The organism is Novosphingobium sp. P6W, from assembly GCF_000876675.2.
Classification (GTDB): Bacteria; Pseudomonadota; Alphaproteobacteria; order Sphingomonadales; family Sphingomonadaceae; genus Novosphingobium.
Window position 1 is genome coordinate 567650 of record NZ_CP030354.1, and the last position, 16107, is coordinate 583756.

Annotated in this window: 17 protein-coding genes; 1 reads left to right on the forward strand and 16 read right to left on the reverse strand. The window is 61.2% G+C overall.

Annotated elements, in window-relative coordinates; translation table 11 throughout:
• Positions 1–196: 196 nt before the first annotated feature.
• On the forward strand, positions 197–403 hold the full coding sequence (locus tag TQ38_RS30335) for a hypothetical protein (protein WP_162792456.1): 207 nt from the start codon (positions 197–199) through the stop codon (positions 401–403).
• Here TQ38_RS30335 and TQ38_RS28200 read toward each other — a convergent pair.
• The 16 genes from TQ38_RS28200 to TQ38_RS28270 all read right to left on the reverse strand — a co-directional run bounded on the left by TQ38_RS28200 (position 400) and on the right by TQ38_RS28270 (position 16100).
• Positions 400–3222, reverse strand: coding sequence for a conjugal transfer protein TraG N-terminal domain-containing protein (locus TQ38_RS28200; RefSeq protein WP_043976520.1), 2823 nt, complete (start codon positions 3220–3222; stop codon positions 400–402). The two genes, TQ38_RS30335 and TQ38_RS28200, sit on opposite strands and share 4 nt — an antisense overlap.
• Positions 3223–3234: 12 nt before the next feature.
• Entirely contained in the window at positions 3235–4665 is a 1431-nt protein-coding gene (locus TQ38_RS28205; RefSeq protein ID WP_240198205.1) for a conjugal transfer protein TraH, read from the reverse strand.
• Positions 4665–5504, reverse strand: a complete 840-nt coding sequence (traF, locus tag TQ38_RS28210; RefSeq protein ID WP_082057752.1) for a conjugal transfer protein TraF — start codon at positions 5502–5504, stop codon at positions 4665–4667. Before traF ends, TQ38_RS28205 begins: the two co-directional genes overlap by 1 nt.
• Positions 5505–5596: 92 nt before the next feature.
• Positions 5597–7411, reverse strand: coding sequence for a conjugal transfer protein TraN (locus TQ38_RS28215; RefSeq protein WP_240198206.1), 1815 nt, complete (start codon positions 7409–7411; stop codon positions 5597–5599).
• A 32-nt stretch (positions 7412–7443) separates the two neighbouring features.
• Entirely contained in the window at positions 7444–8190 is a 747-nt protein-coding gene (gene trbC / locus TQ38_RS28220) for a type-F conjugative transfer system pilin assembly protein TrbC (RefSeq protein ID WP_052505802.1), read from the reverse strand.
• Positions 8187–8357, reverse strand: coding sequence for a hypothetical protein (locus TQ38_RS30340; RefSeq protein ID WP_162792457.1), 171 nt, complete (start codon positions 8355–8357; stop codon positions 8187–8189). The genes trbC and TQ38_RS30340 overlap by 4 nt, the downstream gene beginning before the upstream one ends.
• Positions 8354–8632, reverse strand: coding sequence for a hypothetical protein (locus TQ38_RS28225; RefSeq protein ID WP_162792458.1), 279 nt, complete (start codon positions 8630–8632; stop codon positions 8354–8356). The genes TQ38_RS30340 and TQ38_RS28225 overlap by 4 nt, the downstream gene beginning before the upstream one ends.
• Positions 8617–9627: a conjugal transfer pilus assembly protein TraU gene (traU, locus tag TQ38_RS28230; RefSeq protein ID WP_043976516.1), complete on the reverse strand. Its 1011-nt coding sequence runs from the start codon at positions 9625–9627 to the stop codon at positions 8617–8619. The genes TQ38_RS28225 and traU overlap by 16 nt, the downstream gene beginning before the upstream one ends.
• On the reverse strand, positions 9624–9905 hold the full coding sequence (locus TQ38_RS28235; RefSeq protein ID WP_043976514.1) for a hypothetical protein: 282 nt from the start codon (positions 9903–9905) through the stop codon (positions 9624–9626). The genes traU and TQ38_RS28235 overlap by 4 nt, the downstream gene beginning before the upstream one ends.
• Entirely contained in the window at positions 9902–10558 is a 657-nt protein-coding gene (traW, locus tag TQ38_RS28240; protein ID WP_052505801.1) for a type-F conjugative transfer system protein TraW, read from the reverse strand. Before traW ends, TQ38_RS28235 begins: the two co-directional genes overlap by 4 nt.
• Positions 10555–11091 (reverse strand): S26 family signal peptidase, encoded by a 537-nt coding sequence (locus TQ38_RS28245; protein WP_043976512.1) that lies wholly within the window; start codon positions 11089–11091, stop codon positions 10555–10557. The genes traW and TQ38_RS28245 overlap by 4 nt, the downstream gene beginning before the upstream one ends.
• Positions 11075–11737: a TrbI F-type domain-containing protein gene (locus TQ38_RS28250; RefSeq protein ID WP_240198207.1), complete on the reverse strand. Its 663-nt coding sequence runs from the start codon at positions 11735–11737 to the stop codon at positions 11075–11077. The genes TQ38_RS28245 and TQ38_RS28250 overlap by 17 nt, the downstream gene beginning before the upstream one ends.
• Positions 11712–11975, reverse strand: a complete 264-nt coding sequence (locus TQ38_RS28255; RefSeq protein WP_162792459.1) for a hypothetical protein — start codon at positions 11973–11975, stop codon at positions 11712–11714. Before TQ38_RS28255 ends, TQ38_RS28250 begins: the two co-directional genes overlap by 26 nt.
• 103 nt (positions 11976–12078) lie before the next feature.
• Positions 12079–14637: a type IV secretion system protein TraC gene (traC, locus tag TQ38_RS28260; protein WP_082057772.1), complete on the reverse strand. Its 2559-nt coding sequence runs from the start codon at positions 14635–14637 to the stop codon at positions 12079–12081.
• Positions 14638–14649: 12 nt separating this feature from the next.
• Complete coding sequence (locus tag TQ38_RS30740; RefSeq protein ID WP_205316203.1) at positions 14650–15288, reverse strand: hypothetical protein; 639 nt, start codon at positions 15286–15288, stop codon at positions 14650–14652.
• Positions 15285–16100 carry a DsbC family protein gene (locus TQ38_RS28270; RefSeq protein ID WP_043976508.1) on the reverse strand — a complete coding sequence of 272 codons (816 nt, stop codon included), beginning with the start codon at positions 16098–16100 and terminating at the stop codon, positions 15285–15287. Before TQ38_RS28270 ends, TQ38_RS30740 begins: the two co-directional genes overlap by 4 nt.
• Between the last annotated feature and the right edge of the window lie 7 nt (positions 16101–16107).

A 16107-nucleotide genomic window follows, 5' to 3' on the forward strand; every position in this document is an offset into this window, starting at 1 on the left:
CCGCCATCGCCAGAAGGCGAACTGCCGGAGGAAATTACATCGTTATAGAATAGATATCTGTTTGATTTATCTTCTTTTACTACGGCATAGCCGTGTTCGGTGTGCAAATTTACGACGCCCGTACGTCAATAGGCGGCGTCAGTGGCATTTTATTTCTATGTCGGGAATGCTACATTAGCGCGAAAGGAGTTATGCCTTGACGTTCCCGTATAATGGCACACCGGAAGGTAATGGCCTCGGACTGTTGATTGATGATGATGACCGTCGGCGCCGAACGGAGAGTGTACCTTCGTTTGACGATTCTGAGGCGTTATCCGGCGCCTCTCCTGCTTTGCAAAGGCTTAATTTTGTACTTTGCGCGGCGGTAGTTCTTGGCGTCATGCTCTATGGCACCGTGGGCTAACGCGCACGGCCCTTATCTTGGAACCAGTTTCGGCTGGTCCGCTCATTGGCTTGCTGATTTAGGTCCACCGCGCCCTGTACAGCACCACCCCGATTTGCCTCAGATGCGGCTCGCCTGCTCTCGATCGAGGCACGCCCCTCGTTGATCGCTCCAGCCACCTCTGCCTGAAACTCCGCAAAGCCACTGTCACCGCCACCACTACCGCTGCGGCGGCCACCGCCAGCACCAAGGCTGCCGCGTATATCGGATTCGCTGAAGTCGCTGGGTCCTTGGACTGATCCACGCAGCTCAGGAGGCGGTACGAGCTCATCGCGGACTGGCTCCATGATCTGATCGACGTAATCCTTTGCAATGCGATCAACGATCATATCACGCGCCCTCATTTGGGTCGGGCTAAGATCCTGAGCCTGCAGCGATGGGGCACCAAGCGCCCGGAACTCAGCGCTATTAGCGTATTCCCGATATTGACTCGCAACGATCTGCGAAAGGTCCTGACTGACTTGGACGCCGCCCCCCTCGCGCATAGTCCAGGTTGTCCCGAGCGAGCGGGATGCCTCTTCAATCTCGGCCAGTTGTCCATCAATCGAGCGGATTTCTTCGACCGTCTTATCGCGGAATGAGCGGCTCTCCGAATAGCCCTCGCTGCGAGAGAAATTGCCGCTGCGAGAGTAGCCCTCTTCGTTCAAGCGGAAGTCTTTGCTATGGTCCTCGCCTTGTTTGCTGGTTTCGCTTGAGCTGATATTCGAGCGATCACTCCGGGATTGCGTTGTCCCGTCGGTGAAATACACGCCGTCCCAGGCATCCTTGCTGATGCTTCCTCCCAGATTGGCACCTCCGCTGGCGCCGCCGCCCTTCGCGCCTTTGCCAGAGCCGCCTCCCCCTCTCTGAGCTCCAACGGATCCACCAATGGACCAGTTCGTACCGGTACCGGATTTATACTGGTCTTGTGCGCCCCGACTGCTCTCTGTGCCTTGCGCGATATCTCGGCCAGAGCCAGTCTGGTCGCCTGAGCCCTGGGATTCACTATGGCTCTCGCCTCGGCTTGCAGTGTTGCCATGCCCTGAGGATGCCTCAGCCCCGCTGGACGTACGGAAGCCGTTGCTCGAGCCAAAGCCCGCACGCTCCAAAGCAGCCACGCGCTCCGACCTCGAGTTCGTGAGTGAGGTACGTCGCGTTTCAAGCTCAGACGCCGCTTGGCTGACCTCAGCCATGGTCGAGCGCGACACGCTGGGTGTGAAGCCGAGGCTGCTCATGCCCGGTCGATTGTCATAGACCACCGAGCCATCGGCGGTTTGCGCCGACTGCGTCCCATTGTAGTTGACGAAGGTCGAGCGCCCAAACCCCCCAGTGTATGCCGGCGCGGTGTTCCACTGATCGCGCTGCACGACATTGCCGGTCAGGTTCTGATAGCTCTGGTTGCCGTAGGAATAATTGCCGGTGGTGCGCTCGATCGCCGCCGCCTCCGCAGCCGATTGGGCCGGCGCCAGCATCGAGGTCGCTTGGCTCGAAATCGTCATCGCCCCCCTGGCTAGGCCGCCGGCGAGAAACGGAATGGACATCATGAGGAAGCCGGCGATAGTCGCGGTGTCCGCGTTCACCGCATCGATGCCCTCGATCGTGGCCATCGTGATGCCGCCTGGGGCAGTCGCTGCCATCGCAGCCTCCTCGCGCCCCATGATGAACATGTGCAGCACCGCATAAAGCGGCCCCCAGGCTGCCAGATAGAAGAACCCGGTCAGATAGCCCTTCGCCGCCGCCAATCCAGTCTGTGGCAAGAGAAAGAGCGGAAAGATCGCCGGAAACATCGCATAGAACACGACGACCAGAACGATGTTGAGCAAAGGTACCCAGGCCATCGCCTGCTGCGCGATCGAGGTGTAGGTGTTCTTTGCCTGCGTCTCGGCCCGCATCATTGCGAACGTATCACCATCGGCGCCAGATAGATTGGCCCGGGCCTCCAGGAAAGCATCAGTAAGGGCCCGCTGCTGAAAGATCTCAGCAGCCGTCTGCGTACTGCCATGAAACTGCGATGCGACTGTCGGGAGATCCGCTTCCAGCTTCGCCTTCGCGGCCGCGGCGGTCATGTCAGGGAAGAAACCGGGCGCGGCCCGCGTCAACTCCTCGTCTGTCTTAGCCGGAATGCCGGCCGCACTGGCGAGCGTCGCATAGGCGATGGCACAGCTAACGATGTTCGAGGTGCCATCGGCGTTCCAGTAGTTCATCGCCCGCGCTGGCGAACCCGGTCCCATCGCAGCCAGGACATTGGTGGAGTTCATCACCTCGGCCGGATCGCGCTGACCGAGCAGGAAATCATAGAACAGGCATTGCCTGAAATACTCCGTGAGGTTGGCCCTCGCCCGCGGATCGCGAAACTTGAAATCGCGCGTCCTGTCATAGAGCCGCGCCCCATAGATGATGCCGTTGGTTCGATACTGCAGAGCATCCGGCATCACGAATACCGTTTCGGCCTGCTGCGTCAGCCAGTCGCCAACCTGGCTCGAAAACGAGGCGATCGCGGCAAGGCCAATCGGCACATTGGCGATGACAGCCGGGGCGAGTCCGGGGTTGATGCGGTCCGTTACTTTGACGCTCGTAGTCGGCACGATCAGCACGCCGTACATCAAGGTCGAGGCGAGGAACCAGTGGAACCAGGCCTTCCAGTTAAGGCTGAAGGCCACCACCAGCAGTGAGTAGGCAAACCCTATCACCATCACCACCCGGATCATCGCCCGCCACCCCCCTCCCCCGGTCCAGGCGGCCACAGCGTTGAGGACATTGACGATGTATTCGCCGCCACCGATGGTGAAGACCTCTAGCATGTCCAGGGTCCCTCAGTTCAGTCCCTGCGCGCTGGCGCTGGATCGGAATGACAGGGCAGCAGACATCTGCGGCGAGATCGTGTTTCGCAGCGTCCGCTCAAGAAAGATTGAGCGGTCGATGTAAGTCTGGGTGCGCTGCAGGCGCGCGTTCATGGCGTAGCTATAGCCATCGATGACCTGGCGCACGGTGGTGAGTTGGTCACGCCACTGCGTGAGCGTGGTCTCGTCGGCCTCATTGAAGCTGCCCTGCGTCCGCTGGACGTAATTGTAGAACTCGCCAACGATCGTCTCAAGCATGTCCATGGCGACGACCTCGGACAAGCCCTCGATCTCGCTCGTGGTCATGCCGCCCAGCTGCGCGGCGGCATTGACGGTGACGATCTTGTAGAGTGGAATGCTGGTGGCGCCAAGGATACCGATCTCCTCGGTGGTAAGGGCTTCGTTGGAGCGGACCTTGCCGACCATTGAGGTGATGAGAGCCTGCACTCGAGGCTTGAGCGCTTGCGCCGCCGAGATCGACACGCTGATTGAATCGGACGGGTTGAGGCAATCCTGGGTTTCATCGCACCGCAGGACGTGCGCGCCAGACGACCCATCGAGCAGCGCCTGGATCAGTTCGCGGTTGCCGTGGCCGTAATATCTGACCGCGCCGTGCCCCTCGTCGCTGGACGCGCGCTGGTAGACGATCGTGCCCACCAGCGTCATCAGGTACTCCTTGAACTCGCGATCGAACGAGGGGTAACTCTTGTCCAGCATGTGCCAGGTGTAATTGTAGGACTTGGACGGAATCGTCTCGTCCCCGTTCTTACCGATGATCTCGGTGCGGCTGCCGCCGGCATTACAGTCCTGCCGCGCCTTGGCCCAGTCGGTTGCGAAGCCCTGACTATTGGCGATCGCCTTGCAAACCTCGGAATCGCGCCCTTGGCTTTCGCCCCACAAGCCAGCCACGAGGCCCTGCGCCATCTCGCACGAAGAGATATTCATCTGGTTCAGCTTCTCGATCTTCTGCGCCATCTCCTCGATGGTCTGCGAGATCTGCGGGCTGATCGATTTGATCGCCAGCTGGAAGGCAAACCCCAGCGCATTGCTGGCGACGCCCTTGAGCATCGCGACGATCTGGTCGGTATTGATGAACGAAAACGCCCCGCCGAAGATGTCGATGCCGCCGCACCCCGCCTTCACGCTAGGCAGTTGGACGTTGACGGGGTTAACCTGTTTGTTCGGGAACCGCGTCCACACCCCGCCGCCGGTATAGTAGCCCGCCGACTGGCCTTGGTATGCGCTTGGGCCAGAGGCATTGCCAGCGCCGCCAACGTCGTTGAAGAAATCGTTGAGTTCGGATCCCACGTTGGCATCGGCCTGCATGACCGCCAACTGCGAGAGAGCCAGCACACTCACTACCATGCCCAGGATCCGTCCCGGCCGCATGCGCATACCCGCCATCAATAGTCCCTTCCCGGTTCCGTACGCGTCAGCGTGAAGATGCGGTCCATCACCTCGTCGGCCGCCATCAGGCCGTAGCCGATAGGAATAGGCTGTTTGGTATGGGTGTCGAAAAGCACCAGCGCGGGAACTTGATTGCCGGTCAAACCCATGCGCTCGTACTGGCCGCTATTGACTGCGTAGCGCGGAAACGTCTCATTGGGCCCGCCATCCATTGAGACCGCCATCACCTCGAGCCCGTACTGCTCAGAGATCGAGCGGATGATCGGACTGAAGACGCGGCAAGCGGAGCACGCCGACGAGAAGAAGTAGAAGACCCCGTAGCGCTGCGAAAGCGCCCTCATTGTCGATGCCTTCTCTGCTTTGCGATCGGCGACCCAAGTCTGCTTACCCAGCGCATTGATCGGCCGCTCAAGAGTGTAGTCGAGCTCGGGGGTCTGCCAGACCGCCCGCCCCCACACATCGGCGAATGTCGATGCGCGGTCGAGTTGCTCGCGCTGAAAATGCATGTAGGCGGTCAGGTTCTGGGTCGTTGGCTCGAGAATCGCCTTTGCCTTCAGCTCGTCGAGCTGCTCGGTAATTTCCGCCAGTTGCCGCACAGCTGGCACGGGCGTGGGCAGGAGCGTTGGCGTGGTCGCAACGCGCCTTTCGGGATCGCAATAGAACCAGCTTCCAAGCTTGCGTTGCTCGCAGTAAAAGCCGTCGCGATGGGGCTCGGACGTATTGGGCGCAAAGGGCATTGCTGCGGCCGGCACGTCCTGTGCGGGCGCAGCATTTGTAGAGCCTAAGTGCAGCAATACGAGCAAAAACGCAGTCTTTAGGTATCCAGACTTATACATGGCCGGGCTCCTGAGAACGATCGGACTACCTGAAAGTTTGAGCGGCGGGCGGACGCCTTGGCTTCGATGTGCGCGAGAGTTTGTCATGGCGCTCATGCTCCTTGGTGAAGCTCGTAATATTGCTCGATCTTCTCCTGGATCTCGATCGAGGTCTGAACCTCATCGGGCACCTTCGCCGCATCGATGAACTCGCTGTAGACCTCGGTGAAATCCATCTTCGACAGGTCAAGTCGTTGGAATTCCTCGATCATGAAGCCCTTGCAGTCCGGCTCCTTGGCCTTGCCCCAGGTCTTGCCGATCTGGGCACGGCCCTGCTCCTGCAGGATGCGGCTGAGCTTGCTCTCGAAGCAGCAGTAGTTCTTGCGCTTGGAGGTGCAGACGCCCAGCACCTTGTCCGAGCAGTAGGTGCCGACGTAGTGGCACAGGCCCATACGATCCTTGACGTCGAGCATCTTCTCCTCGGGATCGCACAGGAACGTGGTCAGGAACGGTGTCGCCAGAGCGGCGATCGCAGCCGGGCCGCTCGCGATCGCGGCTGCGCCGGCCGCCGTCGTGATAAGACCCGTCGTCTTGCCCGCGCAGCAGTTGACCAGGCCGAACACCGGCTTGTGGCAGCCGGCCTCCTCGCCATTGAACAGCGTCATGGTCTCAGGATCGAAGTGATCGCGGACATTGCCCATGGCCTGGACCGCGACCATTGCATCCTTGAACTCGGTCGAGGCTTCGCGCTCGACCTGGGTGCACTCCCCGTTGATGCAGTAGAGATCGCCGCCACAGATCGAGCCGCCGGGTTCGCCGGTTCCGGTATCGGGCGTCTTGCAGGCATAGACCTTGTCGAAGACGTTGCACGAGCCGCCCTCGTTCTCGCTCAGGCACTCGTTATGGTCGAAGTGACACTCTGGCTTCTGGTCCAGTTCGCTGCAATCGTTGGCCGGGCGGCGCTCGGTGCACTGGAATGTGCGTGACCAAGCCCAGCATGGTTGCGTGACAGGCACGCCGTTGATGAGGCGGGTGACAGGATCGCTGTCCGTGCAAACCTCCGCACCCTGCTCCATGCACTGATTGTTATTTGCGAGGTTCGAGCATCCATCACTGCGCGACGTGGTGACGATCGGCGTGAGGTTGGCCGTCTTGTACCATGGCTTGCCGGTGGCCGGCACATTAACGGTGTACTGAGGAAACGTAGGCAGATTAAGGATTCGGTTCCCATAAATCGAAGCTTCCGCGCTGCACTGCACGTCCTCGACAACGGCATCCCCCAGACCATTCGTTTCGCAATCGCCTCTCGGAACCAATCCATAGATTGGCGATGACGGGCAATACCGGACCCGTCCCGTGACTTTGCAGATCCCGGACGCAAATTCATCGTTAAGACTTTCCCTTGCGACGAATGGGCCTGTTGTTGAGGCATAATAGTGGTAGCTGGTGCGCTGTTCGACACCGACCACTAGCGTTGAAGTGCAGCTTTGCGGCGCTGTGATAACCTGATCACCCTCATTGCAGGTTTCGTAATAGGTCGATCCGCTGGCACCGCCATTCGGGAGCGGCTCGCAGCTCGCGGTTGAGCCGCCAACGCCCACGGCGGCGCCAAGGAAGCTCTCCGGCGTGTCCTCGATCGTCTTGGCGGCCGAGAGATCGATGGTGGAGGGATCGAACTCGGGCCGGTTCGGATCAATCACCACGCTGTAGTTTGGGTCGCTGTAGCGCGCGTTCACGCCGGCATCAGTCAGCGCCTCGTCATCGTCGAGGTACTTGGAGGCGTCCATGTCGGTACCGCCATAGCCCGGGACGCTATTTTCCGCGCCGCTCTGCAGGATGGTGGTGGCGGAGCCCTCGCGCACGGATTTGGCGAGGTCCTCGCCCTGCTTCGCCGCCTCGGACTGCGCCAGCGCAGAAGACGAGAACACGGTCGCCACCATCAAGAAGGACAACCACAACTTCACGGACGCTTCGCCAAGTTAGCCAGCGCGACGCGAGAGGCAGGCGCACCAGGCCCCTCACCTTCCGCGAAAGTCTGAAGCGCGTAGCTGAGCGTCACATGGCCGGTGATCCGGTCGTGCGGCGGCGGCGGCGTGACGCAGTCGAGTTGGTCGCACGGCTCGAAGCTGCCCGATGCGGCCACGATCGTGGGCACCCGGTCGATCTTGAACGCGCGAAACAGGCGCGGATCGATCGTGATGTTGGGTGCGTCCTTCTGATCGACCGCCTTGGCGAGCAGCTGCACGAACGGCTTGGCACCGCCCTGAGAGAAGCCACGAAACACGATGACGCCGCCGGCCCGGGTGGTGTCGAGGATCGTGCGGCGTAGCGATTCCTCGGGCATCGACAGGCTGACAAAGGCGATCAACAGCGGGGTCGACCTGGGACCGGCAAGATTGCCTTTGGCGCCGGCGACCATGGCGTCAAAATCGATCGGGCCATCCTTGCTGCCGCCGGCGATGCCAGAAACGTTGAGGTCAGCGATGCGGTCGTAGGCATCGTCGATGACAGCTTGTGCCGCCTTGGCCTGGCGCTCACCCTGCCCTTTGACGAAATCGAGCAGCGCCTGCGCGTCCGCTTGCGCGGCCTCGCCGCGTTTCTCGATGCCCTGCAGGTCAAGGCCCTCTATCGTTTGCGCCAGTGCAGCGCTGACGAGCCCAACCGAAATGACACACACACCGGCCAGTACTGAAGATCGGATCGTCATGGGTGCACCTTCTGCATCCCGGCTTTCTTCATCGTCTGCCAGGCAGCGTATTTTGCTGCGCCTTCAACAGTGCCTCGCCGGGCTTCAGCTGCAGCAAAGAGCACATAGGAAGCGGTGGTGAGGACGAGGATGAGAACCCAAACAGCTAGGGTCTTGCGCGTGCTCATGGCTGCGCAGCCTCATACATTTCCATCCATTCGCGATCGCGCTCTAGCCGCATGCGGTATTCGTCAGGATGTTTGATCCTGTCCTCGAAATCCTCGACGAAATCATCGTGTACACTCGCCGCCATAACCCCAAAGAGGACTGTCGCGGCTATCCATCCGAATGTAAAAAGAAGGTCCGATACAAAACGCCGATAAGCGGATGTACTGGCGGTGCTTCGGCCGCACTCAGAACAAGTCATGAAGGCCTCTTCCTTTGCCATCACAGGACGCAGCAATTTCGTTTCCTCCAAAGGAGGAAGCCCATGTCCTCGCCCTTCACCGGGTACGTGCGCGCAGCGCGTGGAAGCAGGACCGAGCCGCCGATCGGCGAGCAGGACTCCCGCCCCGACACCATCGGCGTCGGATTGACCTGCTGCAGGCGGTACTGGCTCTTCTTGAGGATCGGCATGACGTACTTGCCGCACAGCGCCTTGGAGCCCATCGTGCCCCATCCCAGCGCCTGCCGGTGCATCTTGTAGACCATCCGCTCGGCCGCAAGCCGACCCGACTGCGTCATGCCGGTGCTGGCGCCGATGTTGCCGTTCAAGGGATACATCGAGCCCTGGCAGCCCGAGCACCAAAACAGCTCGTTTAGCGGCAGCGCGGCCGTCGCCGCGACACAGTCCGCCGCACAGGCGGCCTGCGCCAGAGGGTTCGCGAAGATCAGCGCCTCGGGATTGATGAGCGTGGTGAGCGCATCGTCCTGCCACAGCGGGTCGATCTCAGTCATGTAGGCGACGTCGAAGCTCGCCTGCTCGAAGCACAGGAAATCGGTGAGGATCTCCATCCAGTAGAGCAGCGGGTAGACGTAGTAGTGGACGTGGTACTTGGCGGTGTCGGTGCCGCCGTTCGAGCCGGTGTTGGCGGCGTAGCCGCCGCCCATCGACAGGCCCGGGTTGAGCTTGATGCCGCCAAGGTTGGGGAAGCAGAACGGCTTGGTCGTGACATCGATCAAGCGGGCCGGTTCCCAGAAGCCCATCGCGATCCCGATGCGCGGAATGGGTGAGCCACACAGGCAGATGGGAGAATCCGGGTTGTTGGTGTCGGCCCGTGAGGAGGGCCAGATCTTGAGACCGCCAACCGAGAGCGGGAACATGCAGCCCCAGCACACGTCGGTGATCGGGTTGACGAAAGACCCCGAGCAGCTTCCCGCAGGCAGCTCCTGCGCCCGTGCGAGACCGGGTACGAACAGGAAGAGACCGACGAGGAGTTGGAGAAGCCATCTGTTCATGGCAGGTCGTCCGCGTCGTCTTCGGTCATCCGCGACATCAGGTAGTCATCGTCCGCCTGGTTCTTGGCGCGTATCCAGAAGATGCCCTGTACGGCGATGAACACCGCCAGGCCCACGACCACGCCCAGCGCAACGCGGCCGGCGATCGCGGGCCAGAACGCCGTCATGGCGCCGAGCGCGACAAGCGCCACGATCAGCCTGACGCGCGCGGTGCGCAGCTCAGCGGTCTCGGGGGCGGCCATGGGCGCGGGCATATGCTTGTCGAGCCAGGGGTTCATGCGCCTTTCCCTTGCCTGAGCGCGTCCTCGGTCACGATGAGGATCCTGCCCTTCTGCTCGACCGACGCCGGCGTATGCTCGATCCCGAACTTGGCGGTGAGCGAGCCGGCCTGGTCGAAGTAGAAGCGGCGCTGATTGGCTTTCATGAGGTCGAAGGGCGAACCCTTCACCATGATGACCTTGGTCCTGAGATCGTCGCCCTGCGCCATCGCCCAGGACACCTGCGCGGGATCATCGCCGTCGATGAAAAGCAGCTTTTGCGTCATGGAGATCTTGTCGAGTGGATTGATCCGCTGGCCGGCGGCCGCGATGAGTTTGCCCTTGTGATCGCGGATATCGCTTTCGATCACGACGGTCGGATCAAACTCCCAGGAGCGGTCTTCGATCGCAGCGCTGATGCCGCCAACCGGCGCCGGTCGCATCACGCGGGCCTTCACCTTCTGGGCAAATCGCGCGTTGAGCTCGTCGAGCTTACCGCTGGCCTTGGCGCTTTCCAGCTTGGCACGGATCACATCGAGGAGGTCGGACTCGACCACCGGCCAGGCTTCGCCGACCTGGCCGTGGTCGACCGCGTGGGCGGGTGTTTGCCATGGCAGGACCGTGCCGCTAACGGCGCCGACGAGAGCGGCGAGCGCGAACGGCAGGATCCTCACAGGATCGGCCTCCCCACCCCGGCGATGCGATGGCCGCAGACGAACCCGATCGCGGCGTAACGGCTGTCGAAGCCGTCCCGGTGTGGGCTGCCGGCGTAGACGCAGCCCTTGGGGATCGTACCTATCGGTCCGGCCACCAGCGGATCGCCTTTGCGGGTGAAGGGCTTCAGGCCGGCGACCTTGCTACCATTGACCAGCACGTCGGCGCCTTCCCGGGTTACCGTATCACCGGGCACGCCGTATGCAATCTTGGCGAACGCTGGAGGATTGTCGCCGAAATACTTAACGACCAGGGGCGTTCGGCCGGGTTTGAAGACCACGTACTCGCCGCGCTTCGGAAAGCGGCCGCTTTCGACAAGGAAGGCCCAGTTCGGCAGAGAGTCGCTTTCGTTTATCATGAAGGCGTGGATATCGCCCCAATGCGAGAGGCTCTGAAGCGCCAGGCCCCCTAACAGGATCATCCCGAAGGCCCCAAGCCAGCCGGGAAGCCCGGTGGGCCGGCCTCCCCGCCCCGGCTCACGGGGCCGTGACACCGGTTCCTCCTTCGGCTTCTCGTGCACCAGCCGCCAGATAGGTCTGCATACCCTGCTCGACCGGCGCTCTCGCGACTTGGGGCACCGGCACATGGGCGTAGACAGATTTCTTTACCGCATCCGTCACGTCGGGAATATCGCCGCCGATCACCGCTTCATTGACGAGCACGATCTTTCCAGATTTGCTCAGGGCGGCAATGGACTTGTCAAGCTCGCTCATGAAAGCGGTCGTCGCCCCGGCCGCGCTGTGGTCGTCGTTTCCGGACCGAGCCTGTGCCTGCAGGTATTCGGTAATAACCCCTTGAAGCTCCATTTTGACGAAGCGACCGTCCCTCCTTTCGAGGTCGATGAGCGCCCGCGTTATCCATGCTGCCCAGCAAAGAATCGCAACGATCGCCACTGCGCCTATCGCCAAGCCCCAAAAATTGCTCGGCGGCCTAAGTGATCCGCCCGCGCGCAGCGATTGCGACCTTGGCGCATCGGTAAGATCGCCCAGCAGGTTAGCGAGCCCCTTGGGGGATGGCATAGAACCTGTAGAACCCGTCTCACGAAAGTCTGGCGAACGCGACTGCTTGCTGAGAATCTTGTCACCGCGTTGCTGGGGTTCTTTCGGAGTTCCGTCAGCCATTTTGAATTCTTCGATCACAGTCGGCCTCCTGTAAGATGACGTTTTTTAGGGATCTGCGTCGAAAGAATCCGGTGCCTGCGAAGCTAACCAGAACGATCCACACGAGGATTCCATCGAATTGGCTTTGCCGCTCTGGTCCCGCCGCGACATAGCGTCCGGCGAGATTGAGCAGGTGATGCATCGTGCCGTTCACCGAGAAACTGCCAATCGTGAACGCCAGGGACAGTGGAATGCCCAGAGAGGCGAGAGCGGTCACGGCAAACCACCCGGTTATTCGGATGCACGTCGCGAGTACGCCTTGCCCGACAGCGAAGCTTCGATGCGTGGTCAGACCTCTCATGTCTGGCACCAGGACATGATCATTGGACGACCCGATGCAGGTTATCTGTCCCAGGGAAGCGATCCGGGAACGCTACCCGCTCGATCGCCTCGGCGACCCGGCATCCCGCGTGCAAATGCGCTTCGATTTGCGCAAAGACCTTCGGGCTCGAGGAGTAGAGGGCGCCGGAGAAAGGATCGAGCACCAGGCGGCAGACAGTTTCCGTATCCGGACCTCGGATCAGCACGTCTGAATACTCTGTCCCATTGCGCTTGAGCGATCTGAGCAGCGCTTCGGTATACCCTGTCATCTCGAAACGGTCCGACTTTCGGAAGTCGGAAATCGTCTCCGCCTTCTGCTGAAGGATGACAAACCAGTCCGAATTCTCCAGAGCCGCCCGCGAACCTTCCGACTTGTAGTAGTCGTTGATCGACTGCGTCGCGGTGATGAGCGATGCCCCGTATTTCCGGCATGTACGTGAATAGGTCTCCACGAAGTCAGCCATGGCCCCACCTTTCAGCATCTGCCATGCCTCGTCGATCAAAAGGGCTTTGGGGATAGCACGGCTCATCCGGCGCATCGTTTGCGAGGCGACGAACATGATGGAAGTCAGGACGACACCGCGCAATTCTTCGCGCGCAGCCAGGTCGGACAGCTCGAACACCGTCAGATCGGCACTCAGATCGAGATTGTTGTCGCCCGTGAAGAATCGGCCGTATGTCCCGCTTAGTGCGAACGGCAGGAGCGAGGTCGCCAGTTCGTGTGCGAACAAATGTTCCTCCGTTCCCAGTGCCTCGATTACATGGTCGACAGTGCCGTCCCGGCCCTGCGCCGACCAGACGGTGTTGACAGCGCGGTCGATGAGCCCTCGTTCCGTGTCGTTGAGCCGGTTCTCGTTTCTCGCCATCTGCGCGATGATCGCTTTCAACATCGCCATGCAGTCGATGAGGTAGTCCTCGTCACGCTCTGCCAGCGCAGCATCGACCATCCGGAATGGGTTGATCGAAATGCCGGAGGAAAGCCTGAACTCCGTGAAGGTCCCGCCTAGCGCCTTAGCCATGTGCTCGAACGAGCGGCCGTCATCGATGACGATGACTTTCGACCGCACACCTGCGAGGCTTGCCGTAAGATCCTGAAGAAGTACCGATTTGCCCGAACCGGATTTGCCGGCAATAGCGACATTGTGATTGCCGGCCAGGTTCTGGAACGGCGACCAGAACTGCGGCTGCCCGCGTCTCCCGATAAACAGCATGTGCGGGATTTCGCCGCCCACATACTCACCCTGAAGAGGCGCGATGGCCGCAACGTTCGACGAAAGCAAAGTGCGGAAGCGCTTCATGCGCTCCAGGTCCGATTGCAACCCATCAGCGAGCATGAGTGGGAAATGCGCCATGAACGCCGGCAACTGGATATGGGTCTCATCGATCAGGTCCCAGCCAGCCGCCTTGTAGATGGCCTTCAGTGATCTTTCCGCCGCCTCTGCGACGCCGCGCGGTGCGATGATGCTCACGGCATAATAGCAGCGTATCAGCTTCTGTCCGGTCCTGACCCGCTCCTGCACGCTGCGCCATTCTGCAGCCTGGTCGCGAAGCTTGGGTACCAGCTTGACGCCCTGCCCTTCGGAAAGCGACTGGGTCCGCGCGAATTTGTAGCCGGCTTTCGCCTCCGAGCGCTCAACATTCGGGATCGTGCCACAAACCGACTGAAGTGTCGGGCACGGCAAACACAGCTTGGGATTGAAGATGTCGCCAATGACCTTCTGTGTGTCCCACGGCGCCCAGCGATCCGGAAAGTTGCGGATCGACATCGTGCGCACATCGAAACGCTCCGGGACATATTCCTCGTACTGCGGAACACCGTCGACCACATTGCCCGTCGGCCGCAAAGACTGAGCATGCAGGAGCAGCCGATCCTTCTCGACATGGGTCACAAGGTCACGCCGCACACACTGTTCGTTAATAGGATCGAAGCGGTTATAGCCGGGCGCATCGTCGCCTGCGCCGGTGGAAGCGCACAGGATCTCGTCGAAGAACCGGATCAGATGCACCGGTTCAAACTGCCTCACGGGAACGTTGATGGCATCGAGCGCTGAGATGAGGCCGTCGCGCATCGCGACAAGGTCCTCGACCTTGAGGCCGGAACCATCAGGTACTGCCACGGAGACAAGCACGCGAAAGTTGCGCAGGAGAAACGGACCGTCGCTCGCCACGCTGTTCCATGCGCCTGCTCGCAACTTCTCAGCGCGATGCCTTGCGAGCGTCGCGAAAACACTGCCCGCCTCCATGCGGGGCAAAACCCATTCGGCGAGTTTCTCCGAAATGCGCGGACTGGCGTAATTGACGATGCTGAACGCACTGCCCGGGTGCAAAATATCGGAAAAAATGGAGGTGATGATCTCGGCCACCCGATCATCTCCGCCGATCAGGGGCGCCAGCTCCAGAACGAAGCCCTTGGAGCGGACCTGGTAGAAAATCTTGCGCTGTTCGTCAAAGGATCGATAGCCCAGGAAATCGCAAAGCATCGGAACCGCCGCGGGGCGGCGGGCCGTTTCGGGCTTGCGGCGATCCCCAACGAGAAGGTCAAGCAGGCCGTCCATCATCGACATGATCACTCACTCCTGCGCGTTGAATGGATCGGCCTGCCGGACCGCGCGGCGCCTCGAGATGGACGCAGTGTCGGCCTTGATCCGATCTAAAGGGTCCTGCACATCCGACTTCGTGCGTTCGTCGAATGGCAGTGAAGCCGCTGTTGCAACGTCCTGCAGTAAGGGCGCAGCTTGCGCGGCGGCCAGGATCCCGCCCGCGCCGCCTCGTTCTTGTGGGCGTTTCGCGAGTTCGGCGCTGCCGCCGCCGCGTCCAGGCAACTGAGCGTTCACACTTACGACTGAACGCTCGTGTTTGATGCCGGAAGTGTCCGTATAGGAAGGGAACACGACGCTGAGCCGAAATCCCTCGTTCGTGATGGCGAGCGGGTCAGACGCACGGACTCCGTTCCCCGCCCCCCGTTGCGGTCCGATCCCATCATCGACCTTGTACATACTCGTAGGAGACACAAACCCCTCCCGGTCGCCGCGGGCGATCTGCACAAGAGCCCGGTCGTCGATGACTGTGGACGGAGCACATATTCCATCGGGCGCCTCGCAGCGGAACGATCCGCTTACGTTTGTGCCAAACGTCGTGCATCCCGACAGCGCTAACGAGACGGCAAGGGGCAGCAGCGCCTGTTCGAACGAAGAGAGCGCCCGCATCATTGTGCCTCCCTCAGCCACGCCTCAAGAAATGCGCGTGGCCGGAATCCATGCACAACGGCCCCGTCGTCGCGCACAATCACAGGTGTGCCGCCAAAGCCGTGCTGCCTCGCAAACTCCTCGTTGGCATCGAGGCCGCTTGTATCGCACTTCTTCACCTGGCCAAGCGGCTCCTGCCTGTAAGCCCTCGCCGCCGCATCGGCCTGATCGTCCGAGCAAATTACTGCGTCGGAGATCGAGCGGGTCCCAAGCAGCGAAATCGGCCGCTCGAGTACTTTCACCCTCATGCCCGCAAGCGCCTTGTGCAACTCACCGCAATAGCCGCACCGAAAGTCACTGAAGACCGTGACGGCTCTGGAACCCGACCCCCAACTGATCGCGCCGGAGGCAGGCAAGTTTGCAAGCGACACCTTGTTGATAGGTCCTGCAGGCCTCTGCGGTCCGGGAGACGAAAGCGAGGGGTCGTCCTGCGCTGCTGTCATCGGCTTGGCGGCACCCCCGACCAGAGTCTCCGGACTGATTTCGAGCAGCCGTGCAGCGGTAAGGTCCTGCCGCGTTTCCATGTCGTAGACGCGGCCAATCATTAGGAAGCGCCCTGCCCTGTCGGTATAGAACAGGTTGGAGCCCGCCTGCACCTCACATAGACCGGCGATCTTGGCGCAGTCGATCGCCGTCAGAGGTGTCTTTGGCAGGCGCGCGGCGAGCGCCCTGGTGATTAGGTCGTCGTGATCGCCAGCGGCATAGGCGAGCGCGCCGGCCCCACCGCCGAGAAGAGGGATTGCGCAGCTGGCGAAAAGGATCGTTCGTCGAAGCATCTCTCAC

Excerpts from the sequence above, each read along its gene's own strand:
- TQ38_RS28200 (WP_043976520.1), bottom strand. The coding sequence starts at position 3,222 with ATGCTAGAGGTCTTCACCATCGGTGGCGGCGAATACATCGTCAATGTC.
- traF (WP_082057752.1), bottom strand. The coding sequence starts at position 5,504 with ATGTATAAGTCTGGATACCTAAAGACTGCGTTTTTGCTCGTATTGCTG.
- TQ38_RS30740 (WP_205316203.1), bottom strand. The coding sequence starts at position 15,288 with ATGATGCGGGCGCTCTCTTCGTTCGAACAGGCGCTGCTGCCCCTTGCC.
- traC (WP_082057772.1), bottom strand. The coding sequence starts at position 14,637 with ATGATGGACGGCCTGCTTGACCTTCTCGTTGGGGATCGCCGCAAGCCC.
- trbC (WP_052505802.1), bottom strand. The coding sequence starts at position 8,190 with ATGACGATCCGATCTTCAGTACTGGCCGGTGTGTGTGTCATTTCGGTT.
- TQ38_RS28270 (WP_043976508.1), bottom strand. The coding sequence starts at position 16,100 with ATGCTTCGACGAACGATCCTTTTCGCCAGCTGCGCAATCCCTCTTCTC.
- TQ38_RS28205 (WP_240198205.1), bottom strand. The coding sequence starts at position 4,665 with ATGGCGGGTATGCGCATGCGGCCGGGACGGATCCTGGGCATGGTAGTG.
- TQ38_RS30340 (WP_162792457.1), bottom strand. The coding sequence starts at position 8,357 with ATGAGCACGCGCAAGACCCTAGCTGTTTGGGTTCTCATCCTCGTCCTC.
- traU (WP_043976516.1), bottom strand. The coding sequence starts at position 9,627 with ATGAACAGATGGCTTCTCCAACTCCTCGTCGGTCTCTTCCTGTTCGTA.
- TQ38_RS28235 (WP_043976514.1), bottom strand. The coding sequence starts at position 9,905 with ATGAACCCCTGGCTCGACAAGCATATGCCCGCGCCCATGGCCGCCCCC.